The 14,973-nt window shown below is 44.1% G+C and carries 14 protein-coding genes; 7 read left to right on the top strand and 7 right to left on the bottom strand.

Annotated features, from left to right (window positions below; translation table 11 throughout):
- Window positions 1–80: 80 nt before the first annotated feature.
- Window positions 81–530, top strand: a complete 450-nt coding sequence (locus CXF62_RS12835) for a GatB/YqeY domain-containing protein (RefSeq protein WP_102094673.1) — start codon at window positions 81–83, stop codon at window positions 528–530.
- Between the two features lie 42 nt (window positions 531–572).
- Here the strand turns inward: CXF62_RS12835 and CXF62_RS12830 are convergent, their stop codons facing one another.
- Window positions 573–2,255 (bottom strand): M48 family metalloprotease, encoded by a 1,683-nt coding sequence (locus CXF62_RS12830; RefSeq protein WP_228153241.1) that lies wholly within the window; start codon window positions 2,253–2,255, stop codon window positions 573–575.
- A gap of 427 nt (window positions 2,256–2,682) precedes the next feature.
- On the opposite strand from CXF62_RS12830, the gene CXF62_RS12825 reads away from it, so the two are divergent.
- From CXF62_RS12825 to thiS, 4 genes are all read left to right on the top strand, one after another.
- The gene (locus CXF62_RS12825) at window positions 2,683–3,138 is read left to right on the top strand and encodes a sulfurtransferase TusA family protein (protein ID WP_102094671.1); all 456 of its coding nucleotides are present in this window, start codon (window positions 2,683–2,685) and stop codon (window positions 3,136–3,138) included.
- 240 nt (window positions 3,139–3,378) lie between these two features.
- Window positions 3,379–4,242 carry an RNA polymerase sigma factor RpoH gene (gene rpoH / locus CXF62_RS12820; protein WP_197099889.1) on the top strand — a complete coding sequence of 288 codons (864 nt, stop codon included), beginning with the start codon at window positions 3,379–3,381 and terminating at the stop codon, window positions 4,240–4,242.
- Window positions 4,243–4,266: 24 nt separating this feature from the next.
- Window positions 4,267–4,641, top strand: coding sequence for a DUF423 domain-containing protein (locus CXF62_RS12815; RefSeq protein WP_102094670.1), 375 nt, complete (start codon window positions 4,267–4,269; stop codon window positions 4,639–4,641).
- A 120-nt stretch (window positions 4,642–4,761) separates the two neighbouring features.
- Entirely contained in the window at window positions 4,762–4,962 is a 201-nt protein-coding gene (thiS, locus tag CXF62_RS12810) for a sulfur carrier protein ThiS (protein WP_102090834.1), read from the top strand.
- Window positions 4,963–5,181: 219 nt separating this feature from the next.
- Here the strand turns inward: thiS and hpf are convergent, their stop codons facing one another.
- Complete coding sequence (hpf, locus tag CXF62_RS12805; protein ID WP_057758130.1) at window positions 5,182–5,562, bottom strand: ribosome hibernation-promoting factor, HPF/YfiA family; 381 nt, start codon at window positions 5,560–5,562, stop codon at window positions 5,182–5,184.
- A 359-nt stretch (window positions 5,563–5,921) separates the two neighbouring features.
- Window positions 5,922–7,580, bottom strand: coding sequence for an RNA polymerase factor sigma-54 (gene rpoN, locus CXF62_RS12800; RefSeq protein ID WP_102094669.1), 1,659 nt, complete (start codon window positions 7,578–7,580; stop codon window positions 5,922–5,924).
- 287 nt (window positions 7,581–7,867) lie between these two features.
- Here rpoN and CXF62_RS12795 point away from each other — a divergent pair, with 287 nt between their 5' ends.
- On the top strand, window positions 7,868–8,737 hold the full coding sequence (locus CXF62_RS12795) for a nitrilase-related carbon-nitrogen hydrolase (protein WP_102094668.1): 870 nt from the start codon (window positions 7,868–7,870) through the stop codon (window positions 8,735–8,737).
- Between the two features lie 33 nt (window positions 8,738–8,770).
- Here the strand turns inward: CXF62_RS12795 and CXF62_RS12790 are convergent, their stop codons facing one another.
- The 4 genes from CXF62_RS12790 to lptM form a co-directional block, all read right to left on the bottom strand.
- Complete coding sequence (locus CXF62_RS12790; protein ID WP_102094667.1) at window positions 8,771–9,793, bottom strand: tyrosine recombinase XerC; 1,023 nt, start codon at window positions 9,791–9,793, stop codon at window positions 8,771–8,773.
- A gap of 46 nt (window positions 9,794–9,839) precedes the next feature.
- Window positions 9,840–10,727 (bottom strand): diaminopimelate epimerase, encoded by an 888-nt coding sequence (gene dapF / locus CXF62_RS12785; RefSeq protein WP_102094666.1) that lies wholly within the window; start codon window positions 10,725–10,727, stop codon window positions 9,840–9,842.
- 353 nt (window positions 10,728–11,080) lie between these two features.
- Window positions 11,081–12,310 (bottom strand): diaminopimelate decarboxylase, encoded by a 1,230-nt coding sequence (gene lysA / locus CXF62_RS12780; RefSeq protein ID WP_185156662.1) that lies wholly within the window; start codon window positions 12,308–12,310, stop codon window positions 11,081–11,083.
- Window positions 12,311–12,608: 298 nt separating this feature from the next.
- Window positions 12,609–12,923, bottom strand: coding sequence for an LPS translocon maturation chaperone LptM (gene lptM, locus CXF62_RS12775; RefSeq protein WP_102094664.1), 315 nt, complete (start codon window positions 12,921–12,923; stop codon window positions 12,609–12,611).
- Between the two features lie 805 nt (window positions 12,924–13,728).
- On the opposite strand from lptM, the gene CXF62_RS12770 reads away from it, so the two are divergent.
- Window positions 13,729–14,961 (top strand): acetate/propionate family kinase, encoded by a 1,233-nt coding sequence (locus CXF62_RS12770; protein ID WP_102094663.1) that lies wholly within the window; start codon window positions 13,729–13,731, stop codon window positions 14,959–14,961.
- The last annotated feature ends 12 nt before the right edge of the window (window positions 14,962–14,973 follow it).

Genomic DNA, 14,973 nt, shown 5'->3' with positions numbered 1-14,973 from the left:
CTATCAGCAGGTTTTGTTCTAAAAATTTAACAAACGACCTCTAACGAATAGCATTTAACAGATCGATAAGGATAATAGCAGTGAGCCAACTTAAACAGACGTTATCAGATAATATCAAAGTTTCAATGAAAGCTCGTGAGCTTGAGCGCGTCAAAGTACTGCGCAACGTACAGTCAGTAGTGAAACAAATCGAGATTGACCGTCAAACAGAACTTGATGATGCCCAAGTATTAGAAGTTTTGCAAAAACAGCTAAAGCAGCGCCAAGAGTCACTAACTATTTTTACAGAAAATGGCCGTGATGACTTAGCCACCAAAGAGCAGTTTGAGATTGATATCATCAACGAGTTTATGCCGCAGCAAATGAATCAAGACGAGATCATGGCATTGGTAAATGCTGAAATCGCTGAGCAAGGTGCGACGTCTATGCGCGATATGGGCAGCGTCATGGGTGTGTTGAAGAATAAAACAGCTGGCCGTGCTGATCCTGCTTTGATTTCTAAAATGGTCAAAGAAGCGCTACAAGGCTAGCACTTGCTATTGATTGGCAGGCTAATCTGTACAAATAACCGTCTAAGGCTTAAAGTCTTGGGCGGTTTTTATTGCTTTGAGTTCTGCATTAATATTGGCCAATAACGGACGCGCACTATTGGCCTGATCTGTGGTTTGCAGATTTTCCGTCAATTGTTTGGCTTGCGTCAAAGAGGTCAGCGCACTCTCATAGCGTCCATTCCATAGCTGATCATAACTGCGATAGCGCAATGCATTAATCGTCGCGATATTGGCTAACTGTGGTGAGGTGGTTGTCTTAGCAAGTTTTTCATTGGCGAGTTGCAAGCTTTGCCATGCATAACGGTCGCTTGGCTGCTGTTCTGTTAGTGGCTTCAACAGCGCTTGTGCTTTTATCGGTTGATTACTATTAGTCAGCGCTTCGGCCAGATAAAGACGTAAATCACGGCGCTCAGGATATAGGCGCTGTTGGCTCTCCAATACATCTACGGTTTGTTGCCATTTACCTTGTTCACTCAATAGCTGACTGTGGGTAATCGACAATAAAGGTTCTAAATTTTGACGCTGCGTGCTTGATAACGCATTTATCTCGGCCAATACCTTGTTGGCATCTGTAAAACGCTGCTGCTCTCCATACCAATGCATTAGCGCAAGTTTGGCCCCAAGACTGTTTTTGGCGGCCGTTGTCAACGTCACTTCGGATGCGTGTTTACCAGTCACTTGCACACGCCAATACAGTAAATCAAACAATGCTTGATGGCGCTGCTGCTGGCTCAATGAGAGCGCTGGATGCTGCTGGGCGCGACTTTGTGACTCGCTCAACCTCTCGTTACTCAGAGGATGTGAGCGTACAAAACTCGGTAAGAATTGATTCTCAACTTGATTTAACTGACTCTGTTGATTCATCGTGGCAAAGAACCGTGGCATCGCCCGAGGATCATAACCCGCTTGGGTCATAATCTGCATCCCTACTCGGTCAGCCTCGCGTTCGTTACTACGGCTAAACGCCATGCTGCTATTCATAGAGGCTGTCTGACTGCCCATCATCACAGCCGCAGCGGCATCACCATCGACAGCTGAGGCAGCAATCGCAGCTAGCATACCGCCTAGCTGCATCAGCAAGGCTTTTTTACGTTCGTCAGCGCCGCTTTCGTAATGCCGTTGACTGATATGCGCAACTTCATGCGCGACAACGCTTGCCAGCTCATCCATGCTACTAGCTGACAGTATCGTCCCAGTATTGATACCGATTACGCCACCAGGCGCTGCAAAGGCATTAATACTAGGATTATCAATGATAACAACGCCAAGCGGTGCTTGCTGACGAGCTTGGGCATTGAGACGCCATGTCATGTCTTTTATCGTTTCTTGTACCCAAGGATCATGCTCCATTCTGACGCGGCCATTGATATTCTGTAATGACCATTCGCCAAGCATTTTATTCTGATATTGCTCAGCAAAGCTCAAGCCTTGCCCGCGCAGATTTGGTAGCTCTAGTGTTTGCGGATCTGTGACTTGCCACGAGCTATCAGCCAATGGCAGCATTTGGCTCTCACGACTATATGCACCGCTGGCCATGGCTAGCAGCATCATTGATAGTCCTACCTTGATACTATTTGGCAAAGCTAAACTCATGAAATGACGTTTACCTTTTTGCTTAGACAGCATAAGTGGCAAGCCTACAGATTTTTTGGCTACTAAAGAGCTGTTGCTGTTAGGTCGCTTCGTTCTATGAGCGTGGTACAAGTGCATATCCTATAAGATGGTTAACGACGTCTTTTCGACTATACGAGCTTGTTTATACAAGGTCAATTCTACAATGAACTTAACTACCAATAACTTAGCCACCCGTCACGATTGCGCAACATGGCTGTGTAATTATTCATTGGGCCATTATTTATGCAGTAAGTCTCAATCGTATAACTACTAATAGGCCAATTGCTAATCGTGCAACTCTTGGTTATATGATTCTAGTGAACCGAACACAGCGTTGATTATATTCAACTGCAACTATACATTATCTATTTGGTATAATAAGCAACAATGATAGTAGGTTTAGATGACTGTGATACCGACCTCCTAAGTTATGATTGATAGATTATGTTCGTACTCAGTATCAGAGCCTATTGCTAATAAAACAAATTAAAATATAGATATCTACAAGGTTTAAGTTATGCCCGCTGCTAGTAAATTAGTTATCGAACGTGTATCGCATTCTATACAGTTATCAGCGAATTTAACTGCTGCACAGCAGAACGATATTGCGGGTTTACTAGAGCTGCTACCGATTGAAAGTCATAACTCAGATAATGTAGCTACAGCGCAATCTGAACTAAATATAAAAGGTTTCGTTGATGGACGCGGTCTTGCATGCCCGATGCCATTGTTAAAAACTAAGGTCGCATTACGTGACGTAACAGTTGGCGAATCACTGTATGTGGTTGCAACTGACCCTAACTCGCAAGCTGATATCACAGCGTTCTGTCGACAAAGTCAGCAATCACAGTCGGCAGATTATTTAAAGCTAGTGGTCAATGAAGTTACTGACCACTCGTCAGTTGATGGCACATCATTACAGCGTTTCGCTACAATATATCACTTCATCATTACCAAAACTGATAGCAACTAAGCGCTGCTATCCTTTACAATTAAATCATAAAGATTTTTATCTGACTATTTGCTTAACTATTTAACCAAGGTCAAGAATATGGCTAATACTTCTACTGATGCTGTAAATACAAATAAAAAAGATGGCTCAGCTCCTACAAAAAATGATGCACGCGATGCTGCATTAAAGGCCGCTGCTCAGCGACCACCTTATGACGCGAGTACATTGGGCAATACCAGTACGCGCGATTTAGTACCAGCTATGCCAACTCACTTGTCAGCGCCAGGGGTCAACTTGGGTGCGTATATCAATACTGTCCATCAAATTCCTATTTTGACGCCGGTACAAGAGCAAGAGTTGGCGCATCGCTATTATGATGAAGGTGATGTTGAAGCCGCTCGTCTACTGGTGATGTCGCATTTACGTTTTGTGATTCATATCGCACGTAGTTACTCGGGCTATGGATTGCCGCAAGCAGATTTAATCCAAGAAGGTAACTTAGGATTGATGAAAGCCGTCAAACGTTTTGACCCGAATAAAGGCGTACGTCTAGTATCCTTTGCCGTACATTGGATTAAAGCTGAAATTCATGAGTTTGTGATTCGCAACTGGCGTATTGTGAAAGTTGCGACTACCAAGGCTCATCGTAAACTGTTCTTTAACTTGCGTAGCCTTAAGAAGACCAATAATCAGCTGACACTAGAAGAAGCGGACGCTATTGCTAATGACTTGAATGTTACGCGCAAGCAAGTGTTAGAGATGGAATCACGTCTGACTTCTTATGATGCTTCGTTTGAGGCGCAGTCAAGCGACGATGATGATGGCCGCTATGCCCCTCAGCTATTTTTGGAAGATGGGATTGATCCAGCTGAGCAGTTAGAGGAAGCGGATTGGGAAGAAAACAACTCATCAGCACTCATTGCGGCTATGGGCACTTTAGATGATCGTTCACGCGATATCGTCGAGCAGCGTTGGTTATCTGAGCAAAAATCCACCTTGCATGAGTTAGCTGCGGTTTACTCTATCTCAGCTGAGCGAGTCCGTCAGATTGAGAAAAATGCCATGGACAAGATTCGTGATGCGATGACTATTGATAGTGTGATTTTGCCAGATGATATTCAGTAGCCTTAAGATGATACGAGTTGTTCAATGTTAAATTGGATCGGTATTGCAGCAATTAATATGGCTATTGCTGTTGCTCTGGGCGCGTTTGGTGCGCATGGTTTAGAAGGCCGTGTCAGCATGCAGCAGATTGAATGGTGGCATACGGCAACGCTGTATTTGTTCGTACATGCGCTAGGATTATTGCTTGTTGGCTTACTGATTCGTTTGAAATATATTACTCAGACAACCGCCTGGTTACTACAAATTGGCATTGTCATTTTTGCTGGTAGCTTATATGCAATGACGCTTGGTGCACCGCGTTGGTTCGGTGCGATTACGCCTATTGGCGGCGTTCTTATGATTGCAGGTTGGCTATGGTTGGCCGTTTCCGCTTTTCGATTGAAGGACTCAGTTAACTGAGCTGTTCAATAGTCATTGTGGTTTTTAGCTCTTTGCATCAGCTGCAACGAACTATCAGTAATAAAGCAAAAGATACGTAGCGAATGAACAGGAATTTTAATTTAGTAGGGAGTATTTAATATGAGCACCATTACTGTCAATGGTAAAAGCTTGCAAACCACTCATCAGACTGTACAACTGGTTATCAATGAGCTTGGTCTTAGTCAGGGTCGTTACGCTGTAGAAGTCGACGGCGATCTGATGCCAAAAAGCGAGCTTGCTCAACTACGTATTGTAGAAGGTATGAATATAGAAGTAGTACAAGCCGTCGGCGGTGGTTAATAATGTTTAGACGGATAAGCTTGAGCTGACAGCTAGTTCATTTTCGTTCTAAGTTTACTAACTAAGTTTACTAATGATAAAAAAGACCTAAACGTATTACACGTTAAGGTCTTTTTTTACGTCAATTACAAACTAATGCAGTAGCTACTTATAAATTTTTTATTCTCTTAGTCTACTTTCACTAGATTGTAACGATAATGTTCAAAGTTTAGACTCGAACTATGCTGCTGGTACTGCTTCTGCAGGGGTTAGATCCTGATAGCGACTATCGCGTCCTGCACCCTGAGTCTTTTTGCGCTCTTGACGGGTTTTATATTTACGTACTTGTCTATCTAGCTTGTCTGCCATCTCGTTAATGGCTTTATACATATCATCTTCATACGCTTGGACAAACATTTCTTGACCCGAGACACGCATAATTGCTTCAGCTTTATGGCTCTTTTTACCGCCGTCGCTAGCACCGCTATTGTCTAACGATAAAATCACTTGAATACTTTGTATCTGATCGAAGTGACGCTCTACTTTTTCAAGCTTCTCGCGTACTGCTGTGTCCATAGCTTCTGTAACGCTGATATGATGACCACTGATAGAAACATTCATATTGTTGTCCTTTTATTTGTAACTTACAATCAACAGATGAGATAGCATTCTTGCTCTTGTCATCCTGCCTTACCACTAACTATCCCAACGCCTCTAGTAATGTGTCGACGTATCCTTTTATCGTCTCCTTTATTAGTTGTAAATAAATACTATAAATCGGCGTTTGGTGTTCGTTGTTGGTATGACTCTAATTTGTCATGAAAATCGCTCAGTAGCAAGCTGTTAAATTGTAATTAAGTGTAACAATACCTATTATTTCTACTTGGTTTCTATATAATCAAAAAATTTTATTTTTTATATCTGGTTTACACTATACAGACAGGTAGCCATTAACCTTGTAGAAAGATGATCTTAGATAATTAATATTTCTGTTTGCGCTGAGTAGACGAGCCAATATTCATTGCTTCACGATATTTGGCGACGGTTCTTCTGGCTATATCGATACCATCTGCTAACAGCTCATCTTTGATACGACTGTCTGATAATGGCTTTTTGGGGTCTTCGTCAGCGATGAGCTTTTTGATCATGGCACTGATAGCGGTCGATGAGATATCTCCATCAGCACTACTTACGTGAGAGGAGAAAAAGTGTTTCAAAGAAAACAATCCTTGCGGCGTCAAGATGGTTTTACTGGTGGTAAGGCGTGAGACTGTCGACTCATGCAAGTCAACTTCTTCAGCAATTGCCTTTAATATTAGGGGTTGCATGGCGGTTGCACCATGCTGCAGGAACTCTTGTTGATAGCGTACAATGCTAGTCGCTACTTTGAGTAAGTTTTGATTGCGCTCTTCGATACTACGAATAAACAGTCGAGCATCGGTGAGGTTTTCGCGCAGATATTGATTGTCAGGGCTGTCATCGCCGCGCTTGACTAGATTGGCATATTCTTGGTTTACGCGTAGCTTTGGTAGGGTGTCTGGATTGAGGCGTACATACCAACCATCTTCTTCTGCTTCAGAGTTACTTGTCGCCTTATTGTTTCTAATAGGTGTGACCAACACATCTGGAATATCATAGCTCTCAGGCGGCTGAGCATAGTCAGGCTGGCTAGACTGAAACAGCAGCCCTGGCGAAGCGTTCAAGGTACGTAGTAGCGTAAGTGCAGGTGTGATGTATTCTGGTACAAGCCCTGTGCGTTCAGTCAGTGCTTTAATATTATTACTGACTAAATGCTCGCTCGCTGATAGCAGCGCTTGGGCTTCTTGTAGGTATTCGGTGCGGGCATCTAGCTTAGATAGCTGAATCGATAAGCACTCGCTTAAATGACGCGCCCCTACGCCAACTGGATCACAGGACTGGATAATACGTAATACCGTCAAGACTTCTTCTTTTTCAACGCGCTCATCCCATTGATAGAAACTTGCCATCGTATCAAAGCTCTGTAGCAGCTCATCTATATCAATTCGAATAAAGCCCATGTCATCCATGGAGTCTATTAAATACTCTGCAATCAGCGTATCGGCCTCTGATAGACGCTTAAAGTTCAGCTGCCAGCGCACATGATCTTGAATGGTGGACGAAGTACCGCCTTGGTAACTATCAAAATCTTCATCACCCCTACTATTGCCAGAGCCCGTGGCGGTGGAGGCATAGTTACCCGTGTCAAAGCTACCTATATCAAAGCTATCGGCATCAGAACTGCTATAGCTATCTACATCTATTGCACTATCATCGATATTAGGCTGTTGTAACTTATCCAAACTATCACTGAAGCTATCGCTACTATCGCCGCTGTACTCTGTACTGGTAGTAGGTACTGAGTCAAATGAGTCACTGCTACTTTGATTCCAGCTATCAAGCGTCAACGGCTCGCTCCACTCCTCTATTTCATCGTCACCACTGTCGTATTCGTCATCGTTTTCGATACGTTCAAGTAATGGATTACTATCTAGCTTTGCCTGAACCTCTTGTGCGAGCTCAAGACTAGAGAGCTGCAGCAATTTTATGGCTTGCTGCATTTGCGGTGTTAGCTTTTGTGAGTTGCTCAGCGTGGTCGCCAATCCGAACGACATACTCATGGGCGGCTTATTGCACTCCGATCTTAGTGATATTGTGTTTATTCTGTCAGTAAAGGTAACGACATAAATCTTATCAGGACATGACGATAGCATTTTTTGCCACAATTTTGCTATGATAATTTATGTTTTGTCCGGATACGTTTGGTTTGCTATCGCTAGTAGACTACCATCTTGACAAGGATGAGCAATCCATAAATACGAGCAGTCTGTTCATTACCGCGAAAATATTATAATAAATAAATTACGGCAAATGACCAATACAGCTCATACCCAATAGGAATATTGTCATGAATTCAAGTAACCATCAACTTAACGTCGCTGCTATTCAAATGAACAGCCAGCAGAATGTTGAGGATAATTTAGCAGATATCAAAGCCGCTATCATAGATGCACAAGGCCGAGGGGCTGAGCTTGTTGTATTGCCTGAGAACTGCTGCAGCATGGGGCAGCAATCTGCTACTGCTGAGCGTTTTGACGACTTATCAGCGACGATAGCAGACTACGCCCGCACCGCTGGTATCCATGTACTAGCAGGCTCGTTACCCTGCCATTATCGCCCTAATGGTACTGTCGTTCCTGATGGTAGATTGCGCCAAGTGAGCCAGCTGTTTGCACCAGATGGTACCCGTGTCGCACGCTACGACAAGATTCATCTGTTTACCGCAACTGTGGCCGATAAGCATGGCAGCTATAACGAAGCGGCGACCTTTGAGCCGGGTACGCAGACCGTAATTGCGCCACTAGCAGTAGGCGATACAGTCTATCAACTCGGCATGATGGTATGTTTTGATTTGCGCTTCCCAGCATTGGCGCAGCGTCTGCGACAAGCAGGTGCTGAACTATTGAGTGCCCCTTCTGCCTTTACTTACTTAACTGGGCAAGCGCACTGGTCGCTGCTGTTACGAGCGCGTGCTCTAGATAGTCAATGTATGGTCATTGGCGCAGCGCAAGGTGGTGATCATCTCTATAAAGATGGTAGTACGCGTCAGACATGGGGACATGCAGCTATTACAGCGTTTGATAGTAGTGTTATCGCAAGCTATGACGATAGTGGACTGGATAAACAATATGCCGTCATCATGGCGTCATTAGACAAACAAGCGCAAGAGCAAGGCCGCCAAAAACTACCTATTTTTGATTGCCATCGTTTGGCATAGATTATGGAATTCAGTGGATTTCGTGCCTAATTGCTAGAGCGAGTCTTCATTTTGAGCATGAGTTGCTCGTGGATGGGCACGATCATAAACCTGCGTTAATTTTGCAAAGTCAACGTGGGTATAAATTTGCGTGGTGCTAATATCACTATGCCCGAGCATCTCTTGTACGGCGCGCAAGTCACCACTGCCTGACAGCATATGTGATGCAAAACAATGACGCAATAGATGGGGATACATATTCTGTGCGATACCTGCACGAGTGGCAGCGACTTTTAAACGCTGCTGCACTGCCCGTGTTGATAATCTGGTGCCAAGCTTTTCACTGATGAATAATGCGCTATCCATCTGCTCTACCCACAGGTTACGATGCGGTAGGTAGCGACTAATCGCTTCTGCAGCCTTTATCCCTAATGGCACTAGGCGTGTTTTATTTCCTTTACCCGTGACTCGTACCCGTAACTCAGACAAATCTACATCTGCCATATCGAGTGCGACCAATTCCCCAACACGCAAGCCGCTACTGTAAAGCAATTCAAACATGGCCTTGTCACGCAACCATAAGCGCGCTTGCTCTGGCGTATCAGGAATCTCTTGATCGAGTAGTTGAGTCAGTAAATCGACATCAGCGATAGAAGGCAGCGGTCTAGGACTACGTTTAAGTTGATAGCCAGTGGTTGGGTTGATACGTGCTAACTCTTCTTCAATCATCCAACCATAAAAATGCCGAATCGCAGACAACTCTTGCTGGACACTGGCAAGCGCTAACTTGTCTTCATCAAGACGTTGACTGATGTGCTGGGCAAGTTGCCGTTTATCACAGCGCGTCCATGTCAAACGCTTACCACGCAAAAATAACGCCAGTTGATTCAAACCAGCAAAATAAGCGGTCAGAGTATGCGGCGAATGGTTGCGCACAGACAATGTATTGAGCCAACGATGCACAGGTGCGAGTAGCTCTCGTAAGGCAGCGTCTGACTCTATATTGGCGGCCAGCTCAGTAGATAGCCAAGGTGCTGAGTTCGCTGCCTGATTGCCTTTATTATTAGACATAGCCATACTAGAACCATCCTTGGCATTTATACGATTGGCCTAACAACAGTTATCAGCCTTCAGCATTGGGTTTAAGTCCCGCTTGTGCCATCAGGCCATCTGGACTAAATACACCTTCATAGACGAAAGCGGTCGGACCCGTCATCGTGACTGAATAGCCTGGCTGCCATTTGATAATCATACTGCCACCATAGAGCTGCGCGCGAACTTCCTCACCCTCATCGAGCCAGCCTTCACGTATACCAACGGCTACTGCTGCACACGCGCCCGTTCCACAAGCTTGCGTCTCACCCACACCGCGCTCGTACACACGCAAACGAATATGGCGCTGATTCATCACTTGCATAAAGCCCACATTGACGCGCTCTGGAAATGCCGGATGCGACTCAATTGCCTTGCCTAGAGTCTCGACCTCAGCATCGAGTACGTCATCGACTTTTATCACAGCGTGCGGATTGCCCATATTGGCAACGTACAGCTGCACAGGCGTACCATTTACATCAAGATGATAGGTGTTTTGGATTTTGGTCGTCGCTCTTGGGCTAAATGGAATCTCATCTGGCTCAAATTTAGGTTTGCCCATATCGACATCTACCCAACCGTAACGATCAGTGGTCAGAGAAATAATACCGCTGGCCGTCTCAACGCGTAGACGCTGCTTAAATGACAGTTTACGTGCTTGCACAAAGCGTGCGAAACAACGCGCGCCATTGCCGCATTGTTCGACTTCGGTGCCATCAGTATTAAAGATACGATAACTGAAATCGACATCAGGGCGCATGGGTGGCTCAACCACGAGCAATTGATCAAAACCAATGCCTAGGTGACGATCGCCCAATAACTGCACCAAATCCTTGGTCAAATCTAAGCGCTGGGTCACTAAATCAATGACCATGAAATCATTACCCAACCCATGCATTTTAGTAAACTCTATTAGCATATCTTTGATGTCCTATCCTATTTTTATGTATGCCTTATATTAGCACGCTGTCAGATACAATCATAATAATACCAATCCCCAAAAATACGATTAGCGGTGTCAAACTTGTTTAGTCTACAGTGAGTAGTACTTGCACTCGTTTTCCTTGCTACTCTAATTTTTGGGATTGGTGTTGCCTTCAATTAAGAATCAGCTTTAATTAAAAAACACTTTCCTCAAAATCCAGTCATAAAAAAACCCATTGTCATTATCACAATAGGTTCTCTTCAATCAATAAAGCTATGAGCAAAAAGCTATTTAATTAAAACAGCCATCGATGACCATATCAACATCCATCAAAGCTTCTTATAATACTATTTACCCTGCCACAATGCTTCATCTGCATATAATGCTTCAATCGTTTCGCGCTTGCGAATAAGCTGATGACTATCGCCAGACACCATCACTTCGCTAGCACGTGGGCGTGAGTTATAGTTACTACTCATGGTAAAGCCGTAAGCACCTGCACCTGTGATGGCCAGTACATCGCCTGTAGCCAATGACAGTAGGCGGTCTTTTGCCAAGAAATCACCCGTCTCGCAAATCGCGCCAACGATATCCCACGGCTGTGTACCATCTGTATCGATACCGGCACTAGGTAGTACACTTGGAATCACCGCCATCTCAGCTTGATATAAAGCAGGACGAATCAAGTCATTCATAGCGGCATCAACGATAGCAAAGTTTTTATGCTCAGTCGGCTTGAGTACGTCAACTTGAGTCAATAGCACGCCAGCATTGGCAACGATACTACGACCTGGCTCAAAGAACACAGTCAAACCAAGCTCGCTAAGTTTTGGCAATAATGCTTGGGCAAACTCATCGATAGACACAGGCGTCTCATCAATATAGCGCACACCTAAACCACCACCCAAATCAACATGCTGCAACTCAATACCAGCGTCACGCAGGCTATGTATCAGCTCAATAACTTTATCTAACGCTGCAACAAATGGCTCTACCTCAGTCAACTGCGAGCCAATATGACAATCAATACCAACGATATCTATATGTGATAAATCGGCCGCTTGCTGATAGACCGCTAGTGCGTCTTCGTGAGTGATGCCGAACTTGTTGTCTTTAAGACCTGTTGAAATATATGGATGGGTTTTGGCATCGACGTTAGGGTTGACGCGTAACGAGATTGGCGCAGGCTTATCAAGTGACTTTGCCACTTCATTGATTAAAGTCAGCTCGCTAATAGACTCAACATTAAAACAGCCGATACCTTGAGTCAGCGCATACTCGATATCACTGTATGTTTTGCCAACGCCTGAGAATACCACACGTGATGCTGCGCCACCTGCCGCTAACACACGCATAAGCTCACCGCGAGAGACAATGTCAAACCCAGCGCCTGCCTGTGCCAAGACACCAAGCACGGCAAGGTTAGAGTTTGCTTTTACGGCATAGCATACTTGATGATTCAGACTGGCGAAGCTATCAGTATAAGCTTGATAAACATCCAATATTGCTTGCTTTGAATACACGTAGCATGGTGTGCCATATTGTTTTGCTAGCTCATCAATACTGACCTGCTCCATATACAATGCATCGCCGCGATAGCTTAGCGCTGGCAAGTGAGCACTCAACGCTTTCGGGTCAACATATAGCCCTTGCTCAGTTTGGATAGTAACGGATTCGCCAGTAGTAGAATCGGTTAAGTCAGCAGGTAGTTCAGAATGACTCATATAAACATCTCTAATATAATCAGATTAACAAGGGTGAAATTTAAATTTAGGTAGCAAAGCTGCTTAGCCAATTCAGTAGTAAATAATCGACCATTAGTTAAATTGTTAATTAACAAGCATCTAACCGCTAACTATTGGCTTAGCTTAGCAATTAATAGTCGTTGGGATCAGTACTAGGCTCAGGTAGCACCATTTGCTCTTCTAGGTAGCGGTTTTTTTGATAATTGTCATCGTCGATACCTGCAAAGGCTGCATCCTGTGGGTGGCTAGTACTATCAAGCACAGACGCACTGCCCTCTATCGTTTGATTACTAGCATCTGCCAGATATAGATCGCCTTTTTGCCCGCAGCCTGAGAATCCTAGCATAACTACACTGCCAATAAATAAGGTGGCAACAGCCTGACGACTGGTACGAGCAAACGAGCGAGCATGCTTAGCTGCTGAGGGACTGTGTATAGTAGACATATAATAGATAACCTATGAGCTTACGACGGCATAATGACGATAGTAAATCGTGATAAATAAAAAATAGATGGACAGCCAAACCAGCAACGAAAGCACTGTCGTTATGACCATTTTCATCATAGCATTATTACATAAAGCTGTACGAATACTGAATATGATTGGTGAATAAATTTGCGTGATGTTGGATATTTTCTAAAACATTAGTCGAATTTTTATAGTAATATCGTCTGCGAGCTTAGATATGAATGTATGACACATGAGTGTATCGACAACATTTCTTACAATTTCGTGAGTCATAGCCCTGCTATGTAGCCCATACAAGTTATCCACTTACAGTTCTATAACTCACTGAATATAATTGATTTATTTCATATTTAGCCATTTATTAATCATACATTTTAAACCTTACCCCTGTCGTGGTGTAGAAACAAAAATGTGTTACATTATATTCCCAGTTTGCGGCGGTAATAGGATGTTAGCCTGAGATGCATACGCATTACCTCATGAGCATGGATGCATAGCACTGTCAGAAACAGTAGCCCAAGTATAAACAAAATCGCCAATATATTTGCTTGATATTATCAGCATAGATATGGCTGATTTTCATTTACTCGGCGGTTATCAACTTCATCAATTCCATATAATAATGACATCATGTCTCAGTGACCTTTACTACAGCATTTGAGATATCAGCGATGTAGCATTTGATGATAATAAAACAGGACGTGGCAATAGACGTCTTTTTTGTATCGAACGAACGATATAATTGATTTGCCCTTTATAAAAACCAATCTAAGGATAGAGTATGAGCGCCAACCTAAGTACCACTTTTGATGATAAGAACAGCGAAACATCAACCCTAACTAGCCCCACTTTAGTCCTCAACTGCGGTTCGTCTTCTATCAAATACGCGTTGATCAGCGATGACAACTCTACTCGTATCACCGGTCTTGCCGAAAACTTAGGTCTTGATACAGCGCGTATCAAACACACCACGCTAAATGGCGATAAGTTAGAGATCTCTATTCCTGGTGGTAGTCACAAACTCGCCTTACAAAAAATTCTAGAGCTACTAGAGCAATATCACTTTATCGCAGTCGGGCACCGCGTGGTACATGGCGGCCGTGAATACTCTCAAGCTGTTCGTGTTGATCAACATGCGTTAGAGGAAGTAAAACGTCTAAAGATATTGGCTCCACTGCATAACCCTGCAAATGCTTTGGGTATTGAAGCGGTGCAAGCTATTTATCCTGACATTCCACAAGTTGTGGTATTTGATACCGCCTTTCACCAAACTATGCCACCGGTCGCCTTCCGCTATGCGTTACCAAAATATCTATACGAAGAGCACAAAATCCGTCGTTATGGCTTCCATGGTACGTCTCATGCTTATGTCTCAGAACGTGCTAGCAAAATCACTGAAGCGAAAGGTCCTCATGGTTGGATTACCGCGCATCTAGGCAATGGTTGCTCAGCAACTGCCGTATATGATGGCAAAAGTCTCGATACCAGCATGGGCCTGACCCCGCTTGAGGGACTGATGATGGGCACACGTAGCGGCGATGTCGACCCAAGCTTACATATGCATCTGAAACGTCAGCTCGGTATTAGTCTAGAAGAAACGGATAAGATGCTGAATAGTGAAAGCGGTCTGCTTGGTATTTCTGGCCTATCAAATGATTTGCGTACTATTGAGCAAGCCGCGAGCGAAGGCCATAAAGATGCGCAGCTCGCCATCGAGATGTTTTGCTACCGCGCTGGTAAATACCTCGCCAGCTTAAGCTGTGCACTGCCTGAATTTACCGGTATTGTATTCACTGGTGGTATCGGCGAAAACTCTGTCACCACGCGCGCAAGTATTTTAGCCGTCATGCGTCATTTCGGTATCAAGATGGACGCTGAAAAGAACACTGGATTGTACGGTGGTCAAGAAGGCAGCTTCCAAGCAGAAGGTAGCAGTGTCGAGCTGTGGGTTATTCCTACAGATGAAGAATACCGTATCGCTCAAGAGACTCGTCAAGCATTGAAATTAGTATAAGACGATTGATTA

The organism is Psychrobacter sp. MES7-P7E (genome assembly GCF_002863645.1).
Lineage (GTDB): Bacteria > Pseudomonadota > Gammaproteobacteria > Pseudomonadales > Moraxellaceae > Psychrobacter.
Note: the sequence above shows the minus strand (reverse complement) of the source record. Positions and strands in the feature narration are given on the sequence as shown.

Coding starts and splice junctions, on each gene's coding strand:
- CXF62_RS12815 (WP_102094670.1), top strand. CDS start 4,267: ATGTTAAATTGGATCGGTATTGCAGCAATTAATATGGCTATTGCTGTT.
- rpoH (WP_197099889.1), top strand. CDS start 3,379: ATGCCAACTCACTTGTCAGCGCCAGGGGTCAACTTGGGTGCGTATATC.
- CXF62_RS12825 (WP_102094671.1), top strand. CDS start 2,683: ATGCCCGCTGCTAGTAAATTAGTTATCGAACGTGTATCGCATTCTATA.
- hpf (WP_057758130.1), bottom strand. CDS start 5,562: ATGAATGTTTCTATCAGTGGTCATCATATCAGCGTTACAGAAGCTATG.
- rpoN (WP_102094669.1), bottom strand. CDS start 7,580: ATGAGTATGTCGTTCGGATTGGCGACCACGCTGAGCAACTCACAAAAG.
- CXF62_RS12770 (WP_102094663.1), top strand. CDS start 13,729: ATGAGCGCCAACCTAAGTACCACTTTTGATGATAAGAACAGCGAAACA.
- thiS (WP_102090834.1), top strand. CDS start 4,762: ATGAGCACCATTACTGTCAATGGTAAAAGCTTGCAAACCACTCATCAG.
- lysA (WP_185156662.1), bottom strand. CDS start 12,310: ATGGAGCAGGTCAGTATTGATGAGCTAGCAAAACAATATGGCACACCA.
- CXF62_RS12790 (WP_102094667.1), bottom strand. CDS start 9,793: ATGGCTATGTCTAATAATAAAGGCAATCAGGCAGCGAACTCAGCACCT.
- dapF (WP_102094666.1), bottom strand. CDS start 10,727: ATGCTAATAGAGTTTACTAAAATGCATGGGTTGGGTAATGATTTCATG.
- lptM (WP_102094664.1), bottom strand. CDS start 12,923: ATGTCTACTATACACAGTCCCTCAGCAGCTAAGCATGCTCGCTCGTTT.
- CXF62_RS12795 (WP_102094668.1), top strand. CDS start 7,868: ATGAATTCAAGTAACCATCAACTTAACGTCGCTGCTATTCAAATGAAC.